Origin of the sequence: Halomonas sp. MCCC 1A11062 (genome assembly GCF_021404355.1) — a bacterium.
Taxonomy (GTDB): domain Bacteria; phylum Pseudomonadota; class Gammaproteobacteria; order Pseudomonadales; family Halomonadaceae; genus Halomonas; species Halomonas aerodenitrificans.
On the sequence record NZ_JABFTW010000012.1, the window covers coordinates 44,687 to 63,657 of the forward strand.

Below are 18,971 nucleotides of genomic sequence, written 5' to 3' on the forward strand. Positions count from 1 at the left end.
GGGTAGGCGTCTGCCTACCCGCCCGGGCCATTCACGGATCAGTCCGGCAGGGCGAATACCGTCAGCACGCCGCCGAGCTTGGTGTAATCACCCAGCGCGGAGAACACGCCCACGGCGCCGAGACCCTCTTCGGGATCCTCGAGCCCCGCTGCCAGGCCGATACCGGCCCAGCCGCCGACCCCGGAGAGTACGGCCACGTACTGCTTGCCCTCATGCATGAAGGTATTGACGTTACCGATGATTCCGGAGGGGGTCTTGAAGCGCCACAACTCCTCGCCGTTCTCGATGTCCACCGCCTTCACGTGGCCTTCGAGAGTGCCGTAGAAGGCCAGGTCACCGGCCGTGGCCAGAGCACCGCTCCATACCGCGAAGCGCTCGTCGACTTCCCACACGGTCTCGCCGGCAACCGGATCCCAGGCGATGAAGCTGCCCATGCGGCCTTCCATCTGGCCGTTCTCGGTAGGCGCCGGCATCATGGTCAGCGTGGCGCCCACATAGGGTTGGCCGGCCACGTACTCGGTCTCATAGGGCTCGTAGTTCATGCAGATGCGGTTGATGCCGGCATAGATCAGGCCGGTGCGCGGCGAGTAGGCGCTCGGCTGCATGTTCTTGGCGCCCATCGCGGTGGGGCAGATGTCGGTAGTGTTGACGTTCACGCCTTGGCGGAAGGTGCTGTACTCCTCGTTGACATTGGGCCGCCCGGTCTCCATGTCGTAGCTGTCCGCCCAGTTGGTTTCGGGAGCGAACTTCTCCGCCACCAGCAATTCACCGGTTTCACGATCCAGCAGCATACCGAAGCCGGTACGGTCGATGATCGCCAGGCCCTTGCGCTGTTCACCCTCGAACTCGATGTCGATCAGCTGGTTCTCGTTGACGCCGTCGTAGTCCCACTCATCGAACGGCACCTTCTGATAGACCCACTTGACCGAGCCGTCGTTGGGATCGCGAGCAAACACGGTGATGGCCCACTTGTTGTCGGCCGGCTCGCCGTCGACGGCGCGCTGATCCGGGTTCCAGGTGCCGGGGTTGCCGGTACCGTAGTAGATCAGGTCGAGGTCGGGGTCGTAGGTGACCCAGCCCCAGGGTGCCCCGCCGCCGCGCTCCCACTCGTCTTCCGGCCAGGTGGTGACGCCCAGGTCGGCCTCGCCGATGGGCTCGCCCAGCATCAGGGTGGTCTCGGGGTCGATCAGCACTTCGTCGTCCGGCCCGGTGGAGTAACCGCGCCAGACCATCTCGCCGGTCTCGACGTTGTAGGCGGTCATGTGACCGCGGATACCGTATTCGCCGCCGCTGATACCGACGATCACCATGTCATGCACCACCAGCGGCGACATGGTGTTGGTCTCGCCGACCGTGTGATCGCCGTTGCTGACGTCCCACAGCAGCTCGCCGCTCTCGGCATCCAGCGCGATCAGCGTATTGTCGGCCTGACCGAGGAACAGGCGTCCGTCGGCATAGGCCAGGCCACGGTTGACCGTGTCGCAGCACATCACCGGAATGACGCGGGAATCCTGATCCGGCTCGTAGCTCCAGACCACACGTCCTTCGTCCTCCAGATCGAGGGCGAAGACCTTGTTGGGGAAGGGGGTGTGGATATATAGCCGGCCATCGCCGACATAGAGGGGACCGCCTTCGTGGCCGCGCAGCACGCCGGTGGAGAACTGCCACACCGAGCGCAGCTCGCTCACGTTGTCGCGGTTGATCTGGTCCAGTTCGCTGAAGCGGTTGCCCTGGTAGTTGCCCAGCTGAGTGGCCCAGTATTCCGGGTTCTGCTGGAGTTCGAGTTGATTCTGGTTGGCATGCGCCACCGACACAGCCAACAAGCTAATGGCCGTTACGGCATAACCGGTCTCCCTAAGCATGGCGTTGTCTCCGTCTCACTGAAGGTGTGCCTGGGGAAAGCGGCACATCTTGTGTAGTTGTGTTTCAGGTATTGACAAGATTCAGGTCTAGCACAACTTCGGCAGGCGCATGGTCAGATCAGTTAATTTAGGTTTAGCTGGCAATCAAAAGACTATTGCCTCTGGGCAACAATCCTGCGTTACCCGTGCTAACCCCCTGCCATCGCGGCGTTTCAAGAGCCTATGTCTCCTCATTCGAGGGCTTTTGACGGATCTTCTTTGCCCTTACTAGACTTAGGTTGCAAGGTAGCGCAGCCATTAGCTGCTTTACTGAATGGGGCATGCCCATCGATCCACCCATGTGGAGGAGTTCTTATGTGGACCAAACCTGCTTATACCGACCTGCGTCTGGGCTTCGAAGTGACGCTATATATCTCCAATCGCTGAACCATCCCTTCGGCACGGACTCGACCGGCTGACGCTCTTCGCGGGCGTCAGCCGGTCGTTTTATCGGGTTCACCTTCGCCACGGAGTCCTGAATGCACGTACTGGTCCTCGGCGCCGCCGCCGGCGGTGGCTATCCCCAGTGGAACTGCAACTGTTCGCTCTGCCATGGCCTGCGCAGCGGCAGCATCGAGGCAACCCCTCGTACCCAGTCATCCATTGCCATCAGCGCCGACGGTGAGCGCTGGCTGCTGTGCAACGCCTCGCCCGACATCCGTACCCAACTGGCCGCCAACCCCGAGCTGCACCCGCGGCGCATCCCCCGCGACAGCGGTATCTCGGGCGTGCTGTTGATGGATGCCCAGATCGACCACACCACCGGCCTGCTGTCGCTGCGTGAAGGCTGCCCCTTCGATGTCTGGTGCACGCCCAACGTGCATCAGGATCTGAGCAGCGGCTTCCCGCTGTTCACCATGCTCGAACACTGGGGAGGACTGAACTGGCGGCCCATCGGTATCGATGAAGCTCATCTGGAGGCCACCTTCGAGGTGCCTGCCTGTCCGGGCCTGTCGTTCGCCGCGGTGGCTCTCGACAGCAACGCGCCGCCCTATTCGCCACGTCGCGGCGCGCCGACCCCGGGCGACAACATCGGCCTGCTGGTGGAAGACCGGGCGTGCGGCACGCGACTGTTCTATGCCCCGGGGCTCGGTCGGCTCGACGAGCGGGTACGCGGCTACCTCAGCCAAGCGGACTGCGTGCTGGTCGACGGCACCCTGTGGCACGACGACGAACTGCTGCGTGCCGGCGTGGGCAAGTCGACCGGCACCGACATGGGCCACTTGGCCCTGGCCGGACCGGGCGGTCTGCTGGAGGAGCTGGGGCGCTTGCCGCCCTCCACCCGCCGAGTGCTGATCCATATCAACAACACCAACCCAATCCTCGACGAGCGCTCCGCGGAGCGTGCTACGCTCAGCGAAACCGGCATTGAAGTCGCTTTCGATGGCATGCGCCTCGAGATCTGAACCCGACACACCGAACGGCGTCACAACCATAGCGCATCCGCTCGCACGCACTGGGAAGGAATCGCCTCATGAGTTCGATCGCATCCCCCTTCGCCGCCTCGACGGTGGATCCCGACACCCCAGCGCTTTCCCCCGAGGCTTTCCGCGAGGCCCTGCTGGCCAAGGGCGCCTATTACCATGTCCATCACCCCTACCAGGTCGACATGGCCGAGGGCCGCGCCACGCCGGAGCAGATCCGCGGCTGGGTGGCCAATCGCTTCTATTATCAAGTGATGATCCCGCAAAAGGACGCCGCGCTGCTGGCCAACTGTCCTGACGCCGCCACCCGCCGCCGCTGGATCCAGCGCCTGCTCGATCACGACGGCCATGACGACGACGGCGGCGGTATCGAGGCCTGGCTGACCCTTGGCGAAGCGGTGGGCCTCTCCCGCGATGAGCTGTGGGCCCAGGAACACGTGTTACCCGGTGTGCGCTTCGCGGTGGATGCCTACGTCAACTTCGTGCGCCGGGCGAGCTGGCAGGAGGCGGCGATCTCCTCGCTCACCGAGCTGTTCGCGCCTCAGGCACACCAGAGCCGGCTCGATACCTGGCCGACCCACTACCCCTGGATCGACGAGGCCGGCTACGGCTACTTCCGCAAGCGCTTGAAGGAAGCACGCCGCGACGTCGACCATGGCCTGGAGGTAGCGCTGGCGGTGTGCACCACCGCCGCTGCCCAGCAGCGCGCGCTGGAGATCCTGCAATTCAAGCTCGACGTGCTGTGGTCGATGCTCGACGCCATGACCCTGGCCTACCAGCTCGAGCGGCCGCCCTACCACTCGGTCACCGACCGGCGCGTCTACCACAGGGGGCTGTGATGGCCATGATCGAGTCCGCCACCGTCTACCGTCTGCGCCCCGGCTGGCGCCTGCAGTGGGAGCAGGCCCAGGGCCGCCACGTGCTGCTCTACCCTGAGGGTATGGTGCAGCTCAACGACAGTGCCGGCGCCATTCTCGGCCAGCTCGATGGCCAGCGCGACGTGGCCAGCCTGGTGGCCAACCTGCAGGCCCAGTTCCCCGATGCCCCCGCTGCGGCGATCGAGCAGGACGTACACGAATTCCTGCTCGATGCCGCCCGACAAGGGTGGATCCAGCATGACTGACCGAACCGATACCGTCGCCGTCAATGGCGCAACCGGCGCGCCGCTGTGGCTGCTCGCCGAACTCACTTACCGCTGCCCGCTGCAGTGCGTCTACTGCTCCAACCCGCTGGACTTCGCCGCGGTGGAGGAGGAGCTCACCACCGCGGAGTGGATCGAGGTGCTGACCCAGGCCCGTGCCATGGGCGCGGTGCAGATGGGTTTTTCCGGCGGCGAGCCGCTGGTGCGGCGCGACCTGGAAGAACTGGTGGCCGAGGCACGCCGGCTCGGCTTCTATACCAACCTGATCACCTCCGGCCTGGGGCTCGACGAGGCGCGCATCGAGGCGCTGCGCGAGGCCGGCCTCGACCATATCCAGATCAGCCTGCAGGCCTCCGACCCGGACGTGGCCGCAGCGGTGGCCGGCTCGCCCAAGGCCCATGCCAAGAAGCTCGCCATGGCGCGAGCGGTGAAGGCCGCCGGCTACCCCATGGTGCTCAACGTGGTGCTGCACCGGCACAACATCGACCGCATCGACGAGATCATCGCTCTGTGCGACGAGCTGGGTGCCGACGCGGTGGAGCTGGCCAACTGCCAGATGTACGGCTGGGCCCACCTCAATCGCGAGGGACTGCTGCCGAGTCGTGAACAGCTCGAAGCCGCCGAGGCCACCACCGCGCGCTGGCGCGAGCGACTGGCCGAACGCGGCCGCGACATGCGCTTGCTGTTCGTGGTGCCCGACTACTACGGCGAGCGCCCCAAGGCATGCATGGGCGGCTGGGGCTCGATCTTCATGACCGTGGCCCCGGACGGCGCGGTGCTGCCCTGTCACAGTGCGCGCATGCTGCCGATGCGCTTTCCCAACGTGCGCGACCATGGCCTCAGGGAGATCTGGTACGACAGCGAACCGTTCAACCGCTACCGCGGCGACGCCTGGATGCAGGAGCCCTGCCGCAGCTGCGACGAGCGTCATAAAGATGTCGGCGGCTGCCGCTGTCAGGCCTACCTGCTCACCGGCGATGCCGCTGCCACCGACCCGGTCTGCTCGCTGTCGCCGGACCACCACCTGATCGAAGCCGCCCGCCGCGAGGCCAACGCGGCTTCTCCCGCGATGGAGACACTCACGCTACGCAACGTGCATGAGTCGCAGGTGTTCTGTCGCCAATGAATGGGCCTGCCGCCACCTACGATGAAGCGGCCAGAAGCGCGGGGCTGCCGCTGGGTAGTTGCCTTGTGGAGAGGCGGCTGGACAACGGTCTGTGGATCGCCGCGGCGCAGGTGCCCAGCGCGCGGGTGCAGCGTCTGGTCGGCGCGGTGGGAGTGGGCTACCTGGACGAACCCGACGACTGCCGCGGCCTGGCCCACCTGCTCGAGCACGCCCTGTTTCTGGGCTCGGCCAATTTTCCCGAGGCGGGCGAACTGGCACGCTGGATCGGTGAGCGGGGCGGACGCTACAACGCGCGTACCGACGAAACCGTTACCGACGTGCACCTGCACCTGCCACCGGACGAAGCCGACGAGGGCCTCGCCCGGCTGGTGGACATGCTGGCCCGGCCCTGCTTCGAACCGGCACACATCGCCCATGAAGTGGAAGTGCTCGACGCGGAGTTCCGCGCCCGGCTGGCCGACCCCGCCCTGCACCGGCTGGCGGCACTCGGCCGGCTCTGTCGCGAAGGTCATCCAGCCCGGCTCTGCCACGCCGGCAACCGCAAGAGCCTGGGCGACGATGCGGCTCACCTGACCACCCGGCTCAGCGACTTTCACACTCGTCACTACCGCAGCGGCGGCATGGCGCTGGCCATGCTGGGACCACTGCCCCTCGAAGCACAGCTCGAGCTGCTCGAACGCCACGCCGAGCCCCTGCCGACTGGCGAACCCTCACCGCTCCAACGCCCCTGGCGCTGGGGCGAGCCGGGCGGCGTGGCCTGGCATGCCCCCCAGGCCATGCCCGCCACCTCGGCGCTGGAGCTCATCTGGCCCCTGCCGCAAGCGCTGGCCGCCGCCCATGGCGAATGGCTGGAGGCCGTCGCCGCGAGGCTGAGCGACGGACGGCTGGCCGCCACGCTGCAGGCCGCCGTGGAGCTCGATAGCTTCGACGTGACGCTCACCCCGCAAGGCGTCGGAACGGCCCTTGCCCTGCGCCTGGCTCCGGCACCCGACGAAGAGACCGTCCAGACGCTGCTCGCCGCCTGCCGCATGGCGCTTGAGCAAGCCCTCGCCTCACCGCTGACCGAACGTCCCGTCGCCCCCCTCGAGCTGGATGTCTGGCCCCGCCGGTGCGCCTGCCGTCTGGCCGGTCTGGGCAGCAGCAGCGACAGTGGCAGCGATGGCCTGGCAGCGCCGCGAGAAGCTCTGCAGCCCTGGCTCGCCGTCGAGCAGTGCCGACTGCTGTGGCAATCTCCCAGTGCGCCGGGAAGCTGGAAGCGCCTGGCCGAGACCGGTACGGCCTGGCACCCTCAGCCACTGGCATCGGAAACACTGCCGCTGCCCTGGCGCGCGGCTCCCGCGCTGTCGGCACGCACCCTACGACCGAGCGTTGACGAGCCCGGCCCGTACCTGGTGAATCAGGGCGTGGGATTTCAGCTCTGGGCCGGCGATCCGCTGCGGCTGCCCGACGCAGCGCCGGCATCGTTCTGCCTGGGCTGGTCAGCTTCGCTCTCACGCCAGGCCGCACGTCTGAGCCAGTGGCGACAGAACGCCCTGCCGCTACGGCAGGCCGCCGCAGTCCACGGCCTGGAACTGCGCTGCGACGGCGACGCTCGCGGCGACTGGCTGATCGCCACGGGCCCGGCCGAACGGCTGGACGCCCTCGTCGAGCTGGCCGTGGCGTGCTGGCCCGAAACGGTGACACGGCCCCGCGACGAAGCGCCCAAGGGGCTGTTGGCCCAGCGTATGCTGACACGCCTCGTGACCCTGCCCCCGCCCGGCACGCCCGGCCAGCAGAGCCGGCAGCCGCTCGCCTGGGTGCACGGCGACACCGACACCCAGGCCGCCGAGGCCCTGCTGCGACGGCTGGCGGCACGCCGGCGAGAGGACGACACCTCATATGAAGTGCCGGCCGAGCTCCACTGGCTCTCAGCGCAGGCAGACGATCACGCCGCCATGCTCGAGATAGCCGGCCCCGACGACACCCCCCGCAGCCGCTGGCTGCTGCAGCTACTGGCCCAGTGTCACGATGCCGCCTTTCATCACGAAATGCGCCAGCGGCGTGGCCTCGGCTATGTCGCGGCGGTACGCTACCGCGAAGCGGCGGGCTACCCACGGCTGGGCTACGTGGTGCAGTCACCAGGCACAAGCGTGGACGCGTTACGCCAGGCCATCGGCCAATTCCTGACCTGCCAGGGCGAGGCACTGGCGCGCCTCGACCAAGCGACGATGACCAGCCGCAAACGCGCCCTGCTCGCCGCCGCCGGCCCGCCCGAAACCCACGCCGAGGCCGTGGCCCGCCTGTGGCATGCGCTGCGCCGCCACCCCCTGGCGGATGCCTGGCAGCCCTTGCCTTGGGAAGCCGAAAGCCAGGCCTTGGCCTCTCTGCATGCCGATGAGCTCACGGCGATGGCCAGCGCCATCGCCGAGGGCCGTCTGGCGCAGCGCTGGTGGCTGCATAGACCAGGTGATACCGACACGTAACGTCTGTGAAGGAAGCGCTGCACAAATTGACGAGCGAGATGAAGCGCAAGGCGCACGGAGCACAGGAACCGGAGCATATGGGGTATATGTGAGGATTCCGCGCACCGCGCAACGCAGCGATTCGCTCGCGCAGGCATTTGTGTAGTGTTTCCTTAAGGAATGTTGCCCACCAGCAACTGTGTTATGCCGCTGCGCCACAATCGCCCCGCCCCGACTCTCCTAGACTGACATCAGCGTCATCCCATGACGGGCGCCGCAGCGCCCTATATCACAACAACACAGGGAGAGCTGCCCATGAAATCTCGCGCTGCAGTCGCCATGGCCGCGGGCAAGCCCCTCGAGCTCACCGAAATCGACGTACAGGATCCCAAGGCGGGTGAGGTGCTGGTGCGTATCGCCGCGACCAGCGTGTGCCACACCGACGCCTTCACGCTCTCCGGCGCCGACCCCGAGGGTCTGTTCCCCTCGGTGCTGGGCCACGAGGGCGCCGGCATCGTCGAGGCGGTGGGCGAAGGGGTGACCAGCCTCAAGCCCGGCGATCACGTCATCCCGCTCTATACCGCCGAATGCGGCAAGTGCAAGTTCTGCCGCTCGGGCAAGACCAACCTGTGTCAGGCGGTGCGCGCCACCCAAGGCCAGGGACTGATGCCCGACGGCACCTCGCGCTTCTCGCTCGACGGCAAGATGCTGCACCACTACATGGGCTGCTCCACCTTCAGCGAATACACCGTGCTGCCCGAGGTCTCCCTGGCGGTGGTCTCCAAGGAGGCGCCGCTGGACAAGATCTGTCTGCTCGGCTGCGGCGTGACCACCGGCATCGGTGCGGTGCTCAACACCGCCAAGGTGGAGCCGGGTGCCACCGTCGCCGTGTTCGGCCTCGGCGCCATCGGCCTGGCGGTGATCCAGGGCGCGCAGATGGCCAAGGCCAGCCGCATCATCGCCATCGACGTCAACCCGGACAAGTTCGAACTGGCGCGCCAGTTCGGTGCCACCGACTTCGTCAATCCCAAGGAGCATTCCGATCCGATCCAGCAGGTGATCGTCGACATGACCGACGGCGGGGTCGACTACTCCTTCGAGTGCATCGGCAACGTCAACGTGATGCGCTCGGCGCTGGAGTGCTGCCACAAGGGCTGGGGCGAATCGGTGATCATCGGCGTGGCCGGGGCCGGCGAGGAGATCTCCACGCGGCCGTTCCAGCTGGTGACCGGGCGGGTGTGGCGCGGCTCGGCGTTCGGCGGGGTGAAGGGGCGCAGCGAGCTGCCCGGCTACGTGCAGCGCTACATGGATGGCGAGATCAAGATCGATGAGTTCATCACCCACGACATGCCGTTCGAGCAGATCAACGAGGCATTCGAGCTGCTGCACGCGGGCAAGAGCATTCGGACGGTACTCCATTATTGAACGTCGCACACAAGAGCAACGAACACGACACGCGTCCAAGGGACAAGGAGGCAGCATGAGCCTGATGGACATCATCCAGCGCTGGTTCGGCGGCAAGCCCGCCGCCGCGACACAGAGCACGCCCCGACCGCCGCCTGCGGCGAGAAACCCCGAAAAAACGACAACACAGGGGAGTCAACCCACCATGAGCCACCACAACGTTCACATCCATCCCGCCGTGGACGACGGCGTCAAGCGCGGCAGCGACAGCTTCACCGGCGGCAAGCTCCACTGCCACTGCAGCGGCGAACAGGTCGAGGTGACGATCGACGCCCAGTGCGCCCACAACCATGTCTGCGGCTGCACTAAGTGCTGGAAACCCGAGGGCGCGCTGTTCTCGATGGTGGCCGTGGTACCCCGCGACAAGGTAAGGGTCAGCGCCCACGAGGAGAAGCTCCAGGTGGTCGATCCGGCCGCGGCTATCCAGCGCCATGCCTGCACCGGCTGCGGCGTGCACATGTACGGCCGCATCGAGAACACCGGCCACCCCTTCCACGGGCTGGACTTCATCCACACCGAGCTCTCCCACGACGAGGGCTGGGCCGGCCCCGAATTCGCCGCCTTCGTCTCGTCGATCATCGAGTCCGGCGCCGATCCGCAGAACATGGGTGCGGTACGCTCACGGCTACAGGAGCTCGGCCTGCCGCCCTACGACTGCCTCTCGCCGCCGCTGATGGACGCCATCGCCACGCATACCGCCAAGGCCAAGGGGGTGCTGTGACACGCCCTTGCTCTAACGCCAACGAGCCACCTTCAGGGTGGCCCGTTGGCGTTTCTGGCTGTATGACGCTCAGCCCAGGTAGGCCAGCGCCGCCGTCGCCAGCGCCTCGATACCGGTGCGCAGGGTCTCGGGGTTGCCCGGGAAGTAATAGGGGGAGTGTGGCATCTCGAGGTGGCGCATCTTGTCGGTAACGCTCGCTCCCGGCGTCTCCTCCCAGCGTGATTCCGGCGTCGAGCCGATGAACCAGTAGACGTAGGGAATGTCCTCGCCGCCGAAGCCGCCGGCCTCGGCATTGCCGAAGAAGGGAAAGTCCTCGCTGCCGTTGAGCCGCGGCATCTCGTAGAGACGCTCCGACCCGAAGTGCTCGGCGTGAGCTCGTCGCAGGTGGTCGACTGCCACGGGGTCGTTGTGCAGGGCGATGGTCTCGTTCAGCATGCGAAACTCCGGCGGTCTGGGCGAGCGCCCGGCCTCGCACTCGGCGCGTACGATGCGCTCGATGGCGGCCACCACCTGGCCATGCAGGGCATCGTCGAAGCTGCGCACGTTGATCTCGAGCTCAGCCGAATGGGGAATGATATTGGCCTGAGTGCCGGCCTGCAGCTTGCCGACGGTGACCACCACCGTCTCCTCCGGCGGCACCTCACGAGCGACGATGGTCTGCAGGCGAGTGACCACGTGAGCGGCGATCACCACCGGGTCCACCGTCTGGGCGGGCATGGAGCCATGCCCGCCGGCGCCGTGAATCGTCACCGCCAGGTTGGTGCAGGCGGCCATGGCGCGGCCGGCAATGTGCCCGACCGTGCCGGCCAGCGCCGGCATGTTGTGCTGGCCCAGCACCACGTCAGGCCGGGCGAAGCGCTCGTAAAGGCCGTCGTCGAGCATCGCCCTGGCACCACCGAAGATCTCTTCGGCAGGCTGGCAGATGAGCATCAGGGTGCCATTCCAGCGCTCTCTCAGTGCTGCCATCACACCGGCGGCACCGACCACGCAGCTGCTGTGCAGGTCATGGCCGCAGGCGTGCATCAGCGGCACCCGCTCGCCCTGGAAGTTCTCGGCGCTCTCCCGGCTGGCGAACTCGAGCCCGGTGCGCTCCTCGATGGGCAGAGCATCCATGTCGCCGCGCAGCATCACGGTGGGACCCTCGCCGTTGCGCAGCAGGGCCACGACACCGGTACCGCCCACGCCGCGGGTCACCTCGAACCCCAGGCTCTCCAGCGCCTCGGCGAGGCGTGCGCTGGTCTTGTGCTCTTGAAAAGGCAGCTCGGGATAGCGGTGAAGCTGGCGGTATAACGCCTGTACTTCATCGAAGCCAGCCTCCACCTGGGCGCGCACGGCGCCCTTGAGGTCCAGAGTAGGGGATAAGATCGTCATCATGGCCTCCGTGGCGGTTCAGTGACTTGGAGAGCTGGATAAGGGGTGGTCATGGCGAGCCGAGCGGGACAGCCCCTGCCAGGCCGCAACCACGCCCACATTGAGCATCATCGCCCATACGCCGGCGTGCCAGCCCAGCGGCGAGCTCCAGACGAAGTCCATCAGCAGATAGGCCAGGCTGCCCACCAGGGCGCCCGCCATGACGCTGGTGCGACGCAGCTTCGGCAGGAACAGGGCGCCGATCACCATGGGGAAGAGCTGCACGATCAACCCATAGGCCCCCAGCAGCAGCAACACCAGAGAAGCGGGATTTGCCAGGGCGAAGAGATAGGCGATCAGCGACAGGCCGACCACGCTCCAGCGGGTGGCGCTGACCGTGGTCCGTTCACTGGCGCGCTGCATCACGGTGGGCCCCAGCACATCGCGTACCAGTACGATGGCCGCGGTATGGGCCAGGTTGGCGCCGGTGGACATGGCTGCCGCCAGCGCACCGGAGAGCATCAGCCCGATCACCCAAGGGGAGAAATTGGCCACGTCCATGACCATGCGCAGCAGCACGGTATCCGAGCGCACCAGCGGCTCGTCGGCAAACACCAGCACGCCGGCAAAGCCGATGAACAGCAGCGGTACCAGCAGGTAGGCGTAGAGCGGATAGAAGACGCTGACCTTGCGCAGGGTGCGGCCGCTGTCGGCGGAGTAGAACTTCATGAACAGATGCGGCCACATGGCCCCGCCGAAGGCGCTGACCAGCACTGCGGTGCTGAAGTAACCCCAGCTCATGCCGCTGGCGCCGGGCATGGTCAGATATTCGGGAGCCACCTGCTGCAGCTGTAGGAACATTTCGCCGACTCCGCCGTAGAGGCGCTGCGAAACGGCCAGGCCCAGAAACCAGGCGATGGCAATCATCATGATGCCCTGCACGAGGTTGGTCCAGCCGATGCCGCTCAGACCGCTGCAGAACACGTAAGCGGCCACCACCATGAAGGCCAGCAGGGCACCGAGCCAGAAGGGAATCAGCCCATCGGTGGCGGCCTGGAACAGCAGCCCGGCTCCGGCGATCTGGATCGTCAGATAGGGCACCAGCGCCAGCACGCCGATGGTGCCGGCCAGGATACCCAGCGCCTTGCTCCGGTAGTGGTCGGCGATCATGTCGCCCTGGGTCAGATAGCCCTTCTGGCGGCCCAGCTCGGCGACCCGAGGCCCCATCGCCCAGATGGTGATCGGCACCAGCGCCAGGTAGGCGAGAATGTAGAAGGCCGGCGAGCCGTGCTGATAGGCCCAGCCCGGCGCACCGAGGAAGGCAAAGGCGGAGAAGATCTCGGCACCGAGGATGAAGAACAGGATCACCACGCCGACGTGGCGTCCGCCGGCCACATAGCCCTCGAGGCTCGAGCTCTGCTGACCGCGGGCGCGCAGGCCCACCCACAGCACCATGGCGAGATAGGTCAGGGTGATACCGACCACGATCAGCGAATCAGTCATGACGGCCGCCTCCGTGACGTACGACGTAGGCAAGCCACATGCCGGCGAACAGCACCAGCATCCACAGGATGTACCAGAAGAACAGGAAGGGCAGCCCCAGCACGATGGGCTCGATGCGGTTGGCAATCAGCGCACCGGGCCAGATCATGGCCAGCGTGCAGAGGGCGAAGTGCAGCCCTGTCAGGAGATGGTAGGTCTTGGTCATCGGGAGAGTCCAGCTCGCCGCAGCGAGTCTTGTTGTGGGTTGTCTCCTGACTATGGGACAGACGGCGCGATCGAAAAAATAGGGATTTGGGATGCGAGCCATGCCATGACGGCATGGCTCGTGGAAGGCTTCCGTACTGAAGCGCGCGGAGCGGTTACTGAGCCAGGCTGGGGCGTACCTGCTCCGTTCTGGCCACCATCACGGAGTCAGCCACCAGCTCGGCGGTGATCGCCGACAGCGTCCAGCCCAGATGGCCATGGCCGGTGTTGTAGAACACCCGTGGCTGCCGCCCTCTTCCCACCCGCGGCATCATGTCGGGCAGCATGGGGCGCAGCCCCGCCCAGGGTACGACCCGCCGGGTACCGACGCCGGGGAAGCAGCGTTCGACCCAGTCGATCAGCGGGCGAATTCGGTCGTGACGGATATCGCGGTCGAGGCCGTTGAACTCGGCGGTGCCGGCCACGCGGAAACGCTCGGCGCCCAGCCGGCTGGTGACCAGCTTGGCCTCGTCGTCCAGCAGGCTCACCATCGGCGCCGCATCTCGAGAGGCCGCGTCGTCGAGATGCACGGTGATCGAGTAGCCCTTCACCGGATAGACGTTGAGACGGTCGCCGAGCCTGGCCGCCAGGCCACGACTCGCCACACCGGCGCACACTACCAGGCCGTCGTACGCCTCCCGCTCGCCTTCCACGCCGACCCAGGCTCCGCCGGCATCGGCCCCGACACCGGACACGTCCTGGCCGTAGCGAATGCTCCCGCCGCGACGCTCGACGGCAGCCGCCAGGCCCTGGGTGTACTTGTGGATGTCGCCCGTGGCGTCGCTCTCGGTGAAGAAGCCGCCATGGTAGTCGCCGGCCAGATTCGGCTCGATGGCGCGCATCTCCTCGGGCGTCACCGGCCGCCGCTCGAGCCCGCCATTCGCCAGCAACCTGGTGACTCTGGCTGCATGCTCGAAGCTCGCCCGGTCGCGGTAGATGTGCAGAATGCCCCGCCGCTCGAGGTCGAACTCGATCTCTTCGTCGCGCGCCCAGCGGTAGAGATACTCCCGGGCGGCGATCGCCAGGCGTGCCGTCTCCGTGGTGTTGTCGGCATAGCGGGGAATGGCGGCGATGAACTCGGCGAACCAGCTCAGCTTGTGCCAGGTAGGCCGGGGATTCACCAGCAGGGGCGCATCGGCTCGCAGCATCCAGCGCAGCCCCTTGAGCACCGTGGGCCAGTGAGTCCACACCTCGGCATTGGAGGCCGACAGCTGGCCGCCGTTGGCGAAGGAGGTCTCCATGGCTGCATAGCGGTTGCGCTCGTAGAGCGTGACGTCCAGGCCGCGTTTGAGCAGCGCGTAGGCGGTGGTGACACCCGTGATGCCACCGCCGATGACGGCGATACGTTGCATTGCGTTTCTCCAGACGCGTCGGGTCGAACTCGCCGCCAGCCGGCAGCGAGCACCCCATCCGTCATGGAACCTGAGAGATTCACGCGCGCAACGCCCGCTTGCTCCTTCGGTGTGCCGACGGACGCAGTCGTCGGCCGCTCTTCGGAATCAGTGATGCGAAGCGGTCCTGTGGCCTGAGAGTTTCCGGGGCAGTTGCTCCTTCGGCGCCGGTGTCGCAGCTCGCGGACCGGTCTCTCCCGCTGTCGCACTATCAGTCATGCCACTATCCGCTCTGGGAATCCATAGGAAAAATACCAATAATCGATGAAAGCCATGCCAACCTGGTATCGGAGCCGATGGAATTTCGCCAGTTGCACTACTTTGTCGCCGTCGTCGAGGCCGGCTCCATTTCCGCCGCCAGCCGTCGCGTGCATGTCGCCCAGCCCGCCTTGACCCGTCAGATTCACCTGCTGGAAGAGGACCTGGAGACACGGCTGTTCGAGCGGCATGCCCGCGGCATACGCCTGACGGTGGCTGGCCAGGCGCTCTACGAGGAAGCGCAGCAGCTGCTCGACCGCCGCATCCGGCTCAAGGCACGCCTCACCGCACTGGGACAAGGGGTGGTCGGCAAGGTCAGCCTGGGCGTGACGGTAACCCACCTGTGGGTGCCGCAGGTGGCCGGGCTACTCGGGCGCTATCGCGAGCGCTTCCCTCAGGTTGCCTTCGAGGTCTTCCCGCTGCTCTCGGGCCCGCAGTTGGAGCGGCTGCGGGAGGGCACCCTGGATGCCGGCATCCTCTACCTCGACGACAGCGGCCAGCCGGGGCTCGAGACGCGCCTGCTGCAACACGATTCGCTGGTGCTGGCGGTGCCGGCAAACTCCGCCTGGGTCGAGGCACCGCCTGAGAGGCTGGAGCAATTGGCCGACGCCGAGTTCGTGTGGGGCTTTCGCAGCGCTTCACCGGTCTACTTCGATCGCATGCAGGCTCATTTCCAGCGCCTCGGTTTCCACCCTCGGGTGGTGCAGTACGGCGCAGACAACATCGCCATTCTCAGCATGGTGGCCGCGGGGCTCGGCATCGCCATTCTGCCCGCCGCCAGCAGCCATCACCCCATGCCGGGGATCCGCTTCCTGCACCTGCCGGAGCTCGACGCCTGCGCCATGCCGCTGTGGTTCGCCTGGCGGCCCGGCAACGACTCACCGGCGCTTGGCAATCTGGTAGAGCTGGTCGAGAGCCTGGACGCTCCCGCCGGCCCAGCCCAAGGCTGAGTTCACTCCCCCTCGGGCACCCCCAACGCCGTAAACAGCGCCGCCAGCTCCGGCTCCTGCCGCTTGGCGCGCAGCAGCGCGACGTCCTCCACCGTGAAGCGGCCCGCGGTGGCGCTCAGGTAGACCTTGCCGCTGGCGCGGTCGGCGAAGCGCACCTCCGGCACCTTGGCGAGGCACTGCTTGAGGAAGGTGCAGTTGGCGGCCACGGCCAGGGTGTCGCCGGCGGGATAGACCTCCTCCGGACACGTCGCCGCGGTGTTGATCTTCTTGTAGCGGTCGAGGTTGACCAGGCCCACAGGGTCCAGCACGTGCAGCACTTCGCGGGTGCCGTGGGCGACGACCTCCGGCGGGGTGTGCCGGGGCACGCTGTTGTCGAGGAACACGTACTTGAAGCGCGGCCGCGGGCTGTCCATCCACTTGAAGAACACCCTGGGCATGCCGTCGTAGGCCTCCACACAGTGCCCCAGGAAATCCGACACCGCCTTGTAGCGTCCGCGCTCCAGCCCCCTCAGCCAGCCCCGCTCCACCGTGGCCTCCGGCGGGGTGATGATGAAGTACATGTGCATGGTGGAGACGTACTTGGCGTAAGTGCCATCCAGCAGTCGCGGCACCGTGTCGGAGGAGAAGCTGTCGAAGCGAAAGCGGTCGATCAGCAGGTTGGGAATGGTGCGGTCCCGCTGCGCCTTGTCGCGAATGTAGCGGTCCAGCTTGGCGTCGATCAGCTTGACCTCCTTGCCCGCCAGGCGACCGGCGTACTTGTAGGCCTCGCCCAGGGTCTCGTAGTCGAGCAGCAGGCGACGCCAGATATCGGGCGTGATGGTACCGTACTGCTCCGGCGGGATACCGAGATCCTGCAGGGTGTATCGCAGCAGGTGGCGGAGGGAGCTCTTGCCGGCCGCCGAGGCGCCCTTGAGGCTGATCAGGATCGGCTCGTCGGCGAGTGGCACCCGGGCGTAGCCCTCCTGCTCGATGGCCCGTTCGACGTGCGGCGCCAGCAGGTTGCCGATTTCACGGCTGCCATAGTCGTTGCAGGCGTGACGGGCGATCAGCGTCGTCAGCACCTCGCGGTCCACGCCGATATGGCCCTGGACCGCGGCAATCGAACTCATCATTCGATAGGCGCTCTTGTAGATGGCCTGCTCGAGTTCGTCCTGGGCGGCCAGCCCCCGCTGCTTGACGCCCTGGATGGCATCGTGGTGACGCTCCTCCAGGGTGCGCCGATCCGCCTGCCTCTGTGGGGCCGGGCGCCGGCCCAACCAGCGGGCCAGCAGCGAGACGGGCTCGGGCTCGACCAGCTCGGGCTCCACAGCGAAGGCCGCCGCCAGGACCTCCCCCGCTCGAGCCTGGATCGTCGCATAGAGCTCGTCGAAGGCCTGGCGCAACGCCGGCATGTGGGGCAGCAGGTAGCCGCTGAGTATCTGCAGGGTGATGCGGCGGAAGTTGCGCCCCAGTATCTCCTCCTCTTCCCCCTCGGCCACGCGGATATCGGCGGTCACCCGCACGATCAGCTCATGCAATACCAGGCGCTCGGCGCGAAACGCCACCAGCTCCTCCTCCTCGAGGCCAGTGAGGGCTCTCAGTTCGGGGATCTCGCCCAGCCGGGTAGAAACGTTCTCCGCGCGATGAATGGTCTCCAGGGCGTGGTAGCACCTGGGCAGGTCGGCCTCGAGGCCGGGGTTCCACGCCGAGTGTCGGGTAACTTCTGGATCAGACATGGGAGCCACGCTCGTGCTGCGATTGCCGGCCGATGTTCGGCGCTCATGCCTCGACATTGGCCCAATTTCTCAGACGGAGCAATCACGCCTTTTCGTCGACGGTCGCCGCCCGCTCCCGTGGTAGCGCCCAGGGGCGATGCAGGATCAGATAGGCCGCACAGCCGATCGCCACGCCCCAGAAGGCCGAGCCCAGACCGAACAGGCTCATCCCCGAAGCGGTCGCCAGAAAGGTGATGATCGAGGCCTCGAGGTGCTGCTTCTCGGCCGCCGCCGCGCTGAGGTTGCCGCTGATGGCACCGATCAGCGCCAGCCCCGCCAGCAGGGCGACGAAGGTCACCGGTAGCGAGGTGAACAGCAGCACGATGCTGCCCGAGAACAGTGCCCCGACAAGATAGAACACGCCGTTGGCCACGCCGGCCACGTAGCGCCTGGCGGGGTCGGGGTGGGCCGCCCTGCCGGTGCACAGCGCCGCGGTGATGGCCGCCACCACGGTGGTGATGCCGCCGAACAGTGCCATCGGCATCGACACCAGGCTGGTGACGGTGAGAATCGGACGGGCCTGGGTGGCGTAGCCGGCACCGCGCAGGATCGCCATGCCCGGCAGGAACTGGCCGGTGAGGCTGACCAGCGCCAGGGGCAGCGCCAGGCTCAAGGTGGCGCTCAGCGTCCACTCGGGGCGAATCGGCTCGGGCGCGGCCAGCTGCCATGAAACGCCCGCCAGGCTGGCGCCCTCCAGTACCACCGCCAAGACGATCCCGACCAGCAGCAACAGCACCAGGAAGTAGCGGGGGAAGAGCCGCTTGAACACCAGGTAGGCGGCGAGCATGCCCATGGCCAATGCCGGAGCGCTCTCCAGTGAAGTGAACACGCCGAGTCCGAACTGAAACAGGATACCCGCCATCATCGCCGCGGCGATGCCGGGTGGAATCAAGGCGATGAGGCGGTCGAAGGTGCCGCTCACCCCCACCGCGAAGACGATCAAGGCGGCGGTGAGATAGGCCCCCACCGCCTCGTTCAACGACAGCCCGGGAAACAGCGTGACCAACAGCGCCGTGCCGGGCGCCGACCAGGCGGTGATCACCGGCACCTTGAGCCACAGGCTCAGGCCGATGCCCGACAGCGCGGCGCCGATGGAGATAGCCCATACCCAGGAGCTCATCATCTGGGCAGAGATATCCGCGCTCTGGGCGGCCTGGAAGAAGATCGCCAGCGGGCCGGCGTAGGAGATCAGCACCGCCACGAAGCCGGCGGTAACGGCCGACAGCGACCAGTCCTGGCGCAATGACATGGTTCACCTCGCGTGAATGAAGATGGAACGTCGGAACGGGAAAAAAGGCCCGCGG

At 66.8% G+C, this 18,971-nt stretch carries 16 protein-coding genes and 1 riboswitch; of the genes, 9 read left to right on the top strand and 7 right to left on the bottom strand.

What is annotated here, in order from left to right; translation table 11 throughout:
- Positions 1-38: 38 nt before the first annotated feature.
- Entirely contained in the window at positions 39-1,862 is a 1,824-nt protein-coding gene (locus HOP58_RS14085) for a methanol/ethanol family PQQ-dependent dehydrogenase (protein ID WP_234260645.1), read from the bottom strand.
- A gap of 354 nt (positions 1,863-2,216) precedes the next feature.
- Here HOP58_RS14085 and pqqA point away from each other — a divergent pair, with 354 nt between their 5' ends.
- The 8 genes from pqqA to gfa all read left to right on the top strand — a co-directional run bounded on the left by pqqA (position 2,217) and on the right by gfa (position 10,218).
- Positions 2,217-2,288: a pyrroloquinoline quinone precursor peptide PqqA gene (gene pqqA / locus HOP58_RS14090; protein ID WP_081786101.1), complete on the top strand. Its 72-nt coding sequence runs from the start codon at positions 2,217-2,219 to the stop codon at positions 2,286-2,288.
- Positions 2,289-2,380: 92 nt separating this feature from the next.
- Entirely contained in the window at positions 2,381-3,307 is a 927-nt protein-coding gene (gene pqqB / locus HOP58_RS14095) for a pyrroloquinoline quinone biosynthesis protein PqqB (protein WP_234260646.1), read from the top strand.
- 68 nt (positions 3,308-3,375) lie between these two features.
- Positions 3,376-4,164, top strand: coding sequence for a pyrroloquinoline-quinone synthase PqqC (gene pqqC, locus HOP58_RS14100; protein WP_234260647.1), 789 nt, complete (start codon positions 3,376-3,378; stop codon positions 4,162-4,164).
- Positions 4,164-4,448 (top strand): pyrroloquinoline quinone biosynthesis peptide chaperone PqqD, encoded by a 285-nt coding sequence (gene pqqD, locus HOP58_RS14105; RefSeq protein ID WP_010627632.1) that lies wholly within the window; start codon positions 4,164-4,166, stop codon positions 4,446-4,448. Before pqqC ends, pqqD begins: the two co-directional genes overlap by 1 nt.
- Complete coding sequence (gene pqqE, locus HOP58_RS14110; protein ID WP_234260648.1) at positions 4,441-5,592, top strand: pyrroloquinoline quinone biosynthesis protein PqqE; 1,152 nt, start codon at positions 4,441-4,443, stop codon at positions 5,590-5,592. Before pqqD ends, pqqE begins: the two co-directional genes overlap by 8 nt.
- Positions 5,589-8,054, top strand: coding sequence for an insulinase family protein (locus tag HOP58_RS14115; RefSeq protein WP_234260649.1), 2,466 nt, complete (start codon positions 5,589-5,591; stop codon positions 8,052-8,054). The genes pqqE and HOP58_RS14115 overlap by 4 nt, the downstream gene beginning before the upstream one ends.
- 294 nt (positions 8,055-8,348) lie before the next feature.
- Positions 8,349-9,458: an S-(hydroxymethyl)glutathione dehydrogenase/class III alcohol dehydrogenase gene (locus tag HOP58_RS14120; RefSeq protein ID WP_234255023.1), complete on the top strand. Its 1,110-nt coding sequence runs from the start codon at positions 8,349-8,351 to the stop codon at positions 9,456-9,458.
- A gap of 55 nt (positions 9,459-9,513) precedes the next feature.
- A complete protein-coding gene (gfa, locus tag HOP58_RS14125) occupies positions 9,514-10,218 on the top strand; it encodes an S-(hydroxymethyl)glutathione synthase (RefSeq protein WP_234255025.1) in 705 nt (234 codons plus the stop codon).
- 69 nt (positions 10,219-10,287) lie between these two features.
- Here gfa and HOP58_RS14130 read toward each other — a convergent pair whose 3' ends face one another.
- The 4 genes from HOP58_RS14130 to HOP58_RS14145 form a co-directional block, all read right to left on the bottom strand.
- The gene (locus HOP58_RS14130) at positions 10,288-11,589 is read right to left on the bottom strand and encodes an amidohydrolase (RefSeq protein ID WP_234260650.1); all 1,302 of its coding nucleotides are present in this window, start codon (positions 11,587-11,589) and stop codon (positions 10,288-10,290) included.
- A gap of 18 nt (positions 11,590-11,607) precedes the next feature.
- The gene (locus HOP58_RS14135; RefSeq protein WP_234260651.1) at positions 11,608-13,071 is read right to left on the bottom strand and encodes a sodium:solute symporter family protein; all 1,464 of its coding nucleotides are present in this window, start codon (positions 13,069-13,071) and stop codon (positions 11,608-11,610) included.
- Positions 13,064-13,276, bottom strand: a complete 213-nt coding sequence (locus tag HOP58_RS14140; protein WP_234251736.1) for a DUF3311 domain-containing protein — start codon at positions 13,274-13,276, stop codon at positions 13,064-13,066. Before HOP58_RS14140 ends, HOP58_RS14135 begins: the two co-directional genes overlap by 8 nt.
- Before the next feature lie 154 nt (positions 13,277-13,430).
- Positions 13,431-14,666, bottom strand: coding sequence for a D-amino acid dehydrogenase (locus tag HOP58_RS14145; RefSeq protein ID WP_234260652.1), 1,236 nt, complete (start codon positions 14,664-14,666; stop codon positions 13,431-13,433).
- A gap of 151 nt (positions 14,667-14,817) precedes the next feature.
- Positions 14,818-14,916: riboswitch (glycine riboswitch) on the bottom strand.
- Positions 14,917-15,016: 100 nt separating this feature from the next.
- On the opposite strand from HOP58_RS14145, the gene HOP58_RS14150 reads away from it, so the two are divergent.
- The gene (locus HOP58_RS14150; protein WP_234260653.1) at positions 15,017-15,913 is read left to right on the top strand and encodes a LysR family transcriptional regulator; all 897 of its coding nucleotides are present in this window, start codon (positions 15,017-15,019) and stop codon (positions 15,911-15,913) included.
- Between the two features lie 2 nt (positions 15,914-15,915).
- Here the strand turns inward: HOP58_RS14150 and HOP58_RS14155 are convergent, their stop codons facing one another.
- Positions 15,916-17,628: a zeta toxin family protein gene (locus HOP58_RS14155; RefSeq protein WP_234260654.1), complete on the bottom strand. Its 1,713-nt coding sequence runs from the start codon at positions 17,626-17,628 to the stop codon at positions 15,916-15,918.
- A gap of 82 nt (positions 17,629-17,710) precedes the next feature.
- Entirely contained in the window at positions 17,711-18,916 is a 1,206-nt protein-coding gene (locus HOP58_RS14160) for a benzoate/H(+) symporter BenE family transporter (RefSeq protein WP_234260655.1), read from the bottom strand.
- Positions 18,917-18,971: the final 55 nt, after the last annotated feature.

Coding starts and splice junctions, on each gene's coding strand:
- HOP58_RS14120 (WP_234255023.1), top strand. CDS start 8,349: ATGAAATCTCGCGCTGCAGTCGCCATGGCCGCGGGCAAGCCCCTCGAG.
- pqqC (WP_234260647.1), top strand. CDS start 3,376: ATGAGTTCGATCGCATCCCCCTTCGCCGCCTCGACGGTGGATCCCGAC.
- HOP58_RS14085 (WP_234260645.1), bottom strand. CDS start 1,862: ATGCTTAGGGAGACCGGTTATGCCGTAACGGCCATTAGCTTGTTGGCT.
- HOP58_RS14140 (WP_234251736.1), bottom strand. CDS start 13,276: ATGACCAAGACCTACCATCTCCTGACAGGGCTGCACTTCGCCCTCTGC.
- HOP58_RS14135 (WP_234260651.1), bottom strand. CDS start 13,071: ATGACTGATTCGCTGATCGTGGTCGGTATCACCCTGACCTATCTCGCC.
- gfa (WP_234255025.1), top strand. CDS start 9,514: ATGAGCCTGATGGACATCATCCAGCGCTGGTTCGGCGGCAAGCCCGCC.
- HOP58_RS14130 (WP_234260650.1), bottom strand. CDS start 11,589: ATGACGATCTTATCCCCTACTCTGGACCTCAAGGGCGCCGTGCGCGCC.
- HOP58_RS14145 (WP_234260652.1), bottom strand. CDS start 14,666: ATGCAACGTATCGCCGTCATCGGCGGTGGCATCACGGGTGTCACCACC.
- HOP58_RS14155 (WP_234260654.1), bottom strand. CDS start 17,628: ATGTCTGATCCAGAAGTTACCCGACACTCGGCGTGGAACCCCGGCCTC.
- pqqE (WP_234260648.1), top strand. CDS start 4,441: ATGACTGACCGAACCGATACCGTCGCCGTCAATGGCGCAACCGGCGCG.
- pqqB (WP_234260646.1), top strand. CDS start 2,381: ATGCACGTACTGGTCCTCGGCGCCGCCGCCGGCGGTGGCTATCCCCAG.
- HOP58_RS14115 (WP_234260649.1), top strand. CDS start 5,589: ATGAATGGGCCTGCCGCCACCTACGATGAAGCGGCCAGAAGCGCGGGG.
- HOP58_RS14160 (WP_234260655.1), bottom strand. CDS start 18,916: ATGTCATTGCGCCAGGACTGGTCGCTGTCGGCCGTTACCGCCGGCTTC.
- pqqD (WP_010627632.1), top strand. CDS start 4,164: ATGGCCATGATCGAGTCCGCCACCGTCTACCGTCTGCGCCCCGGCTGG.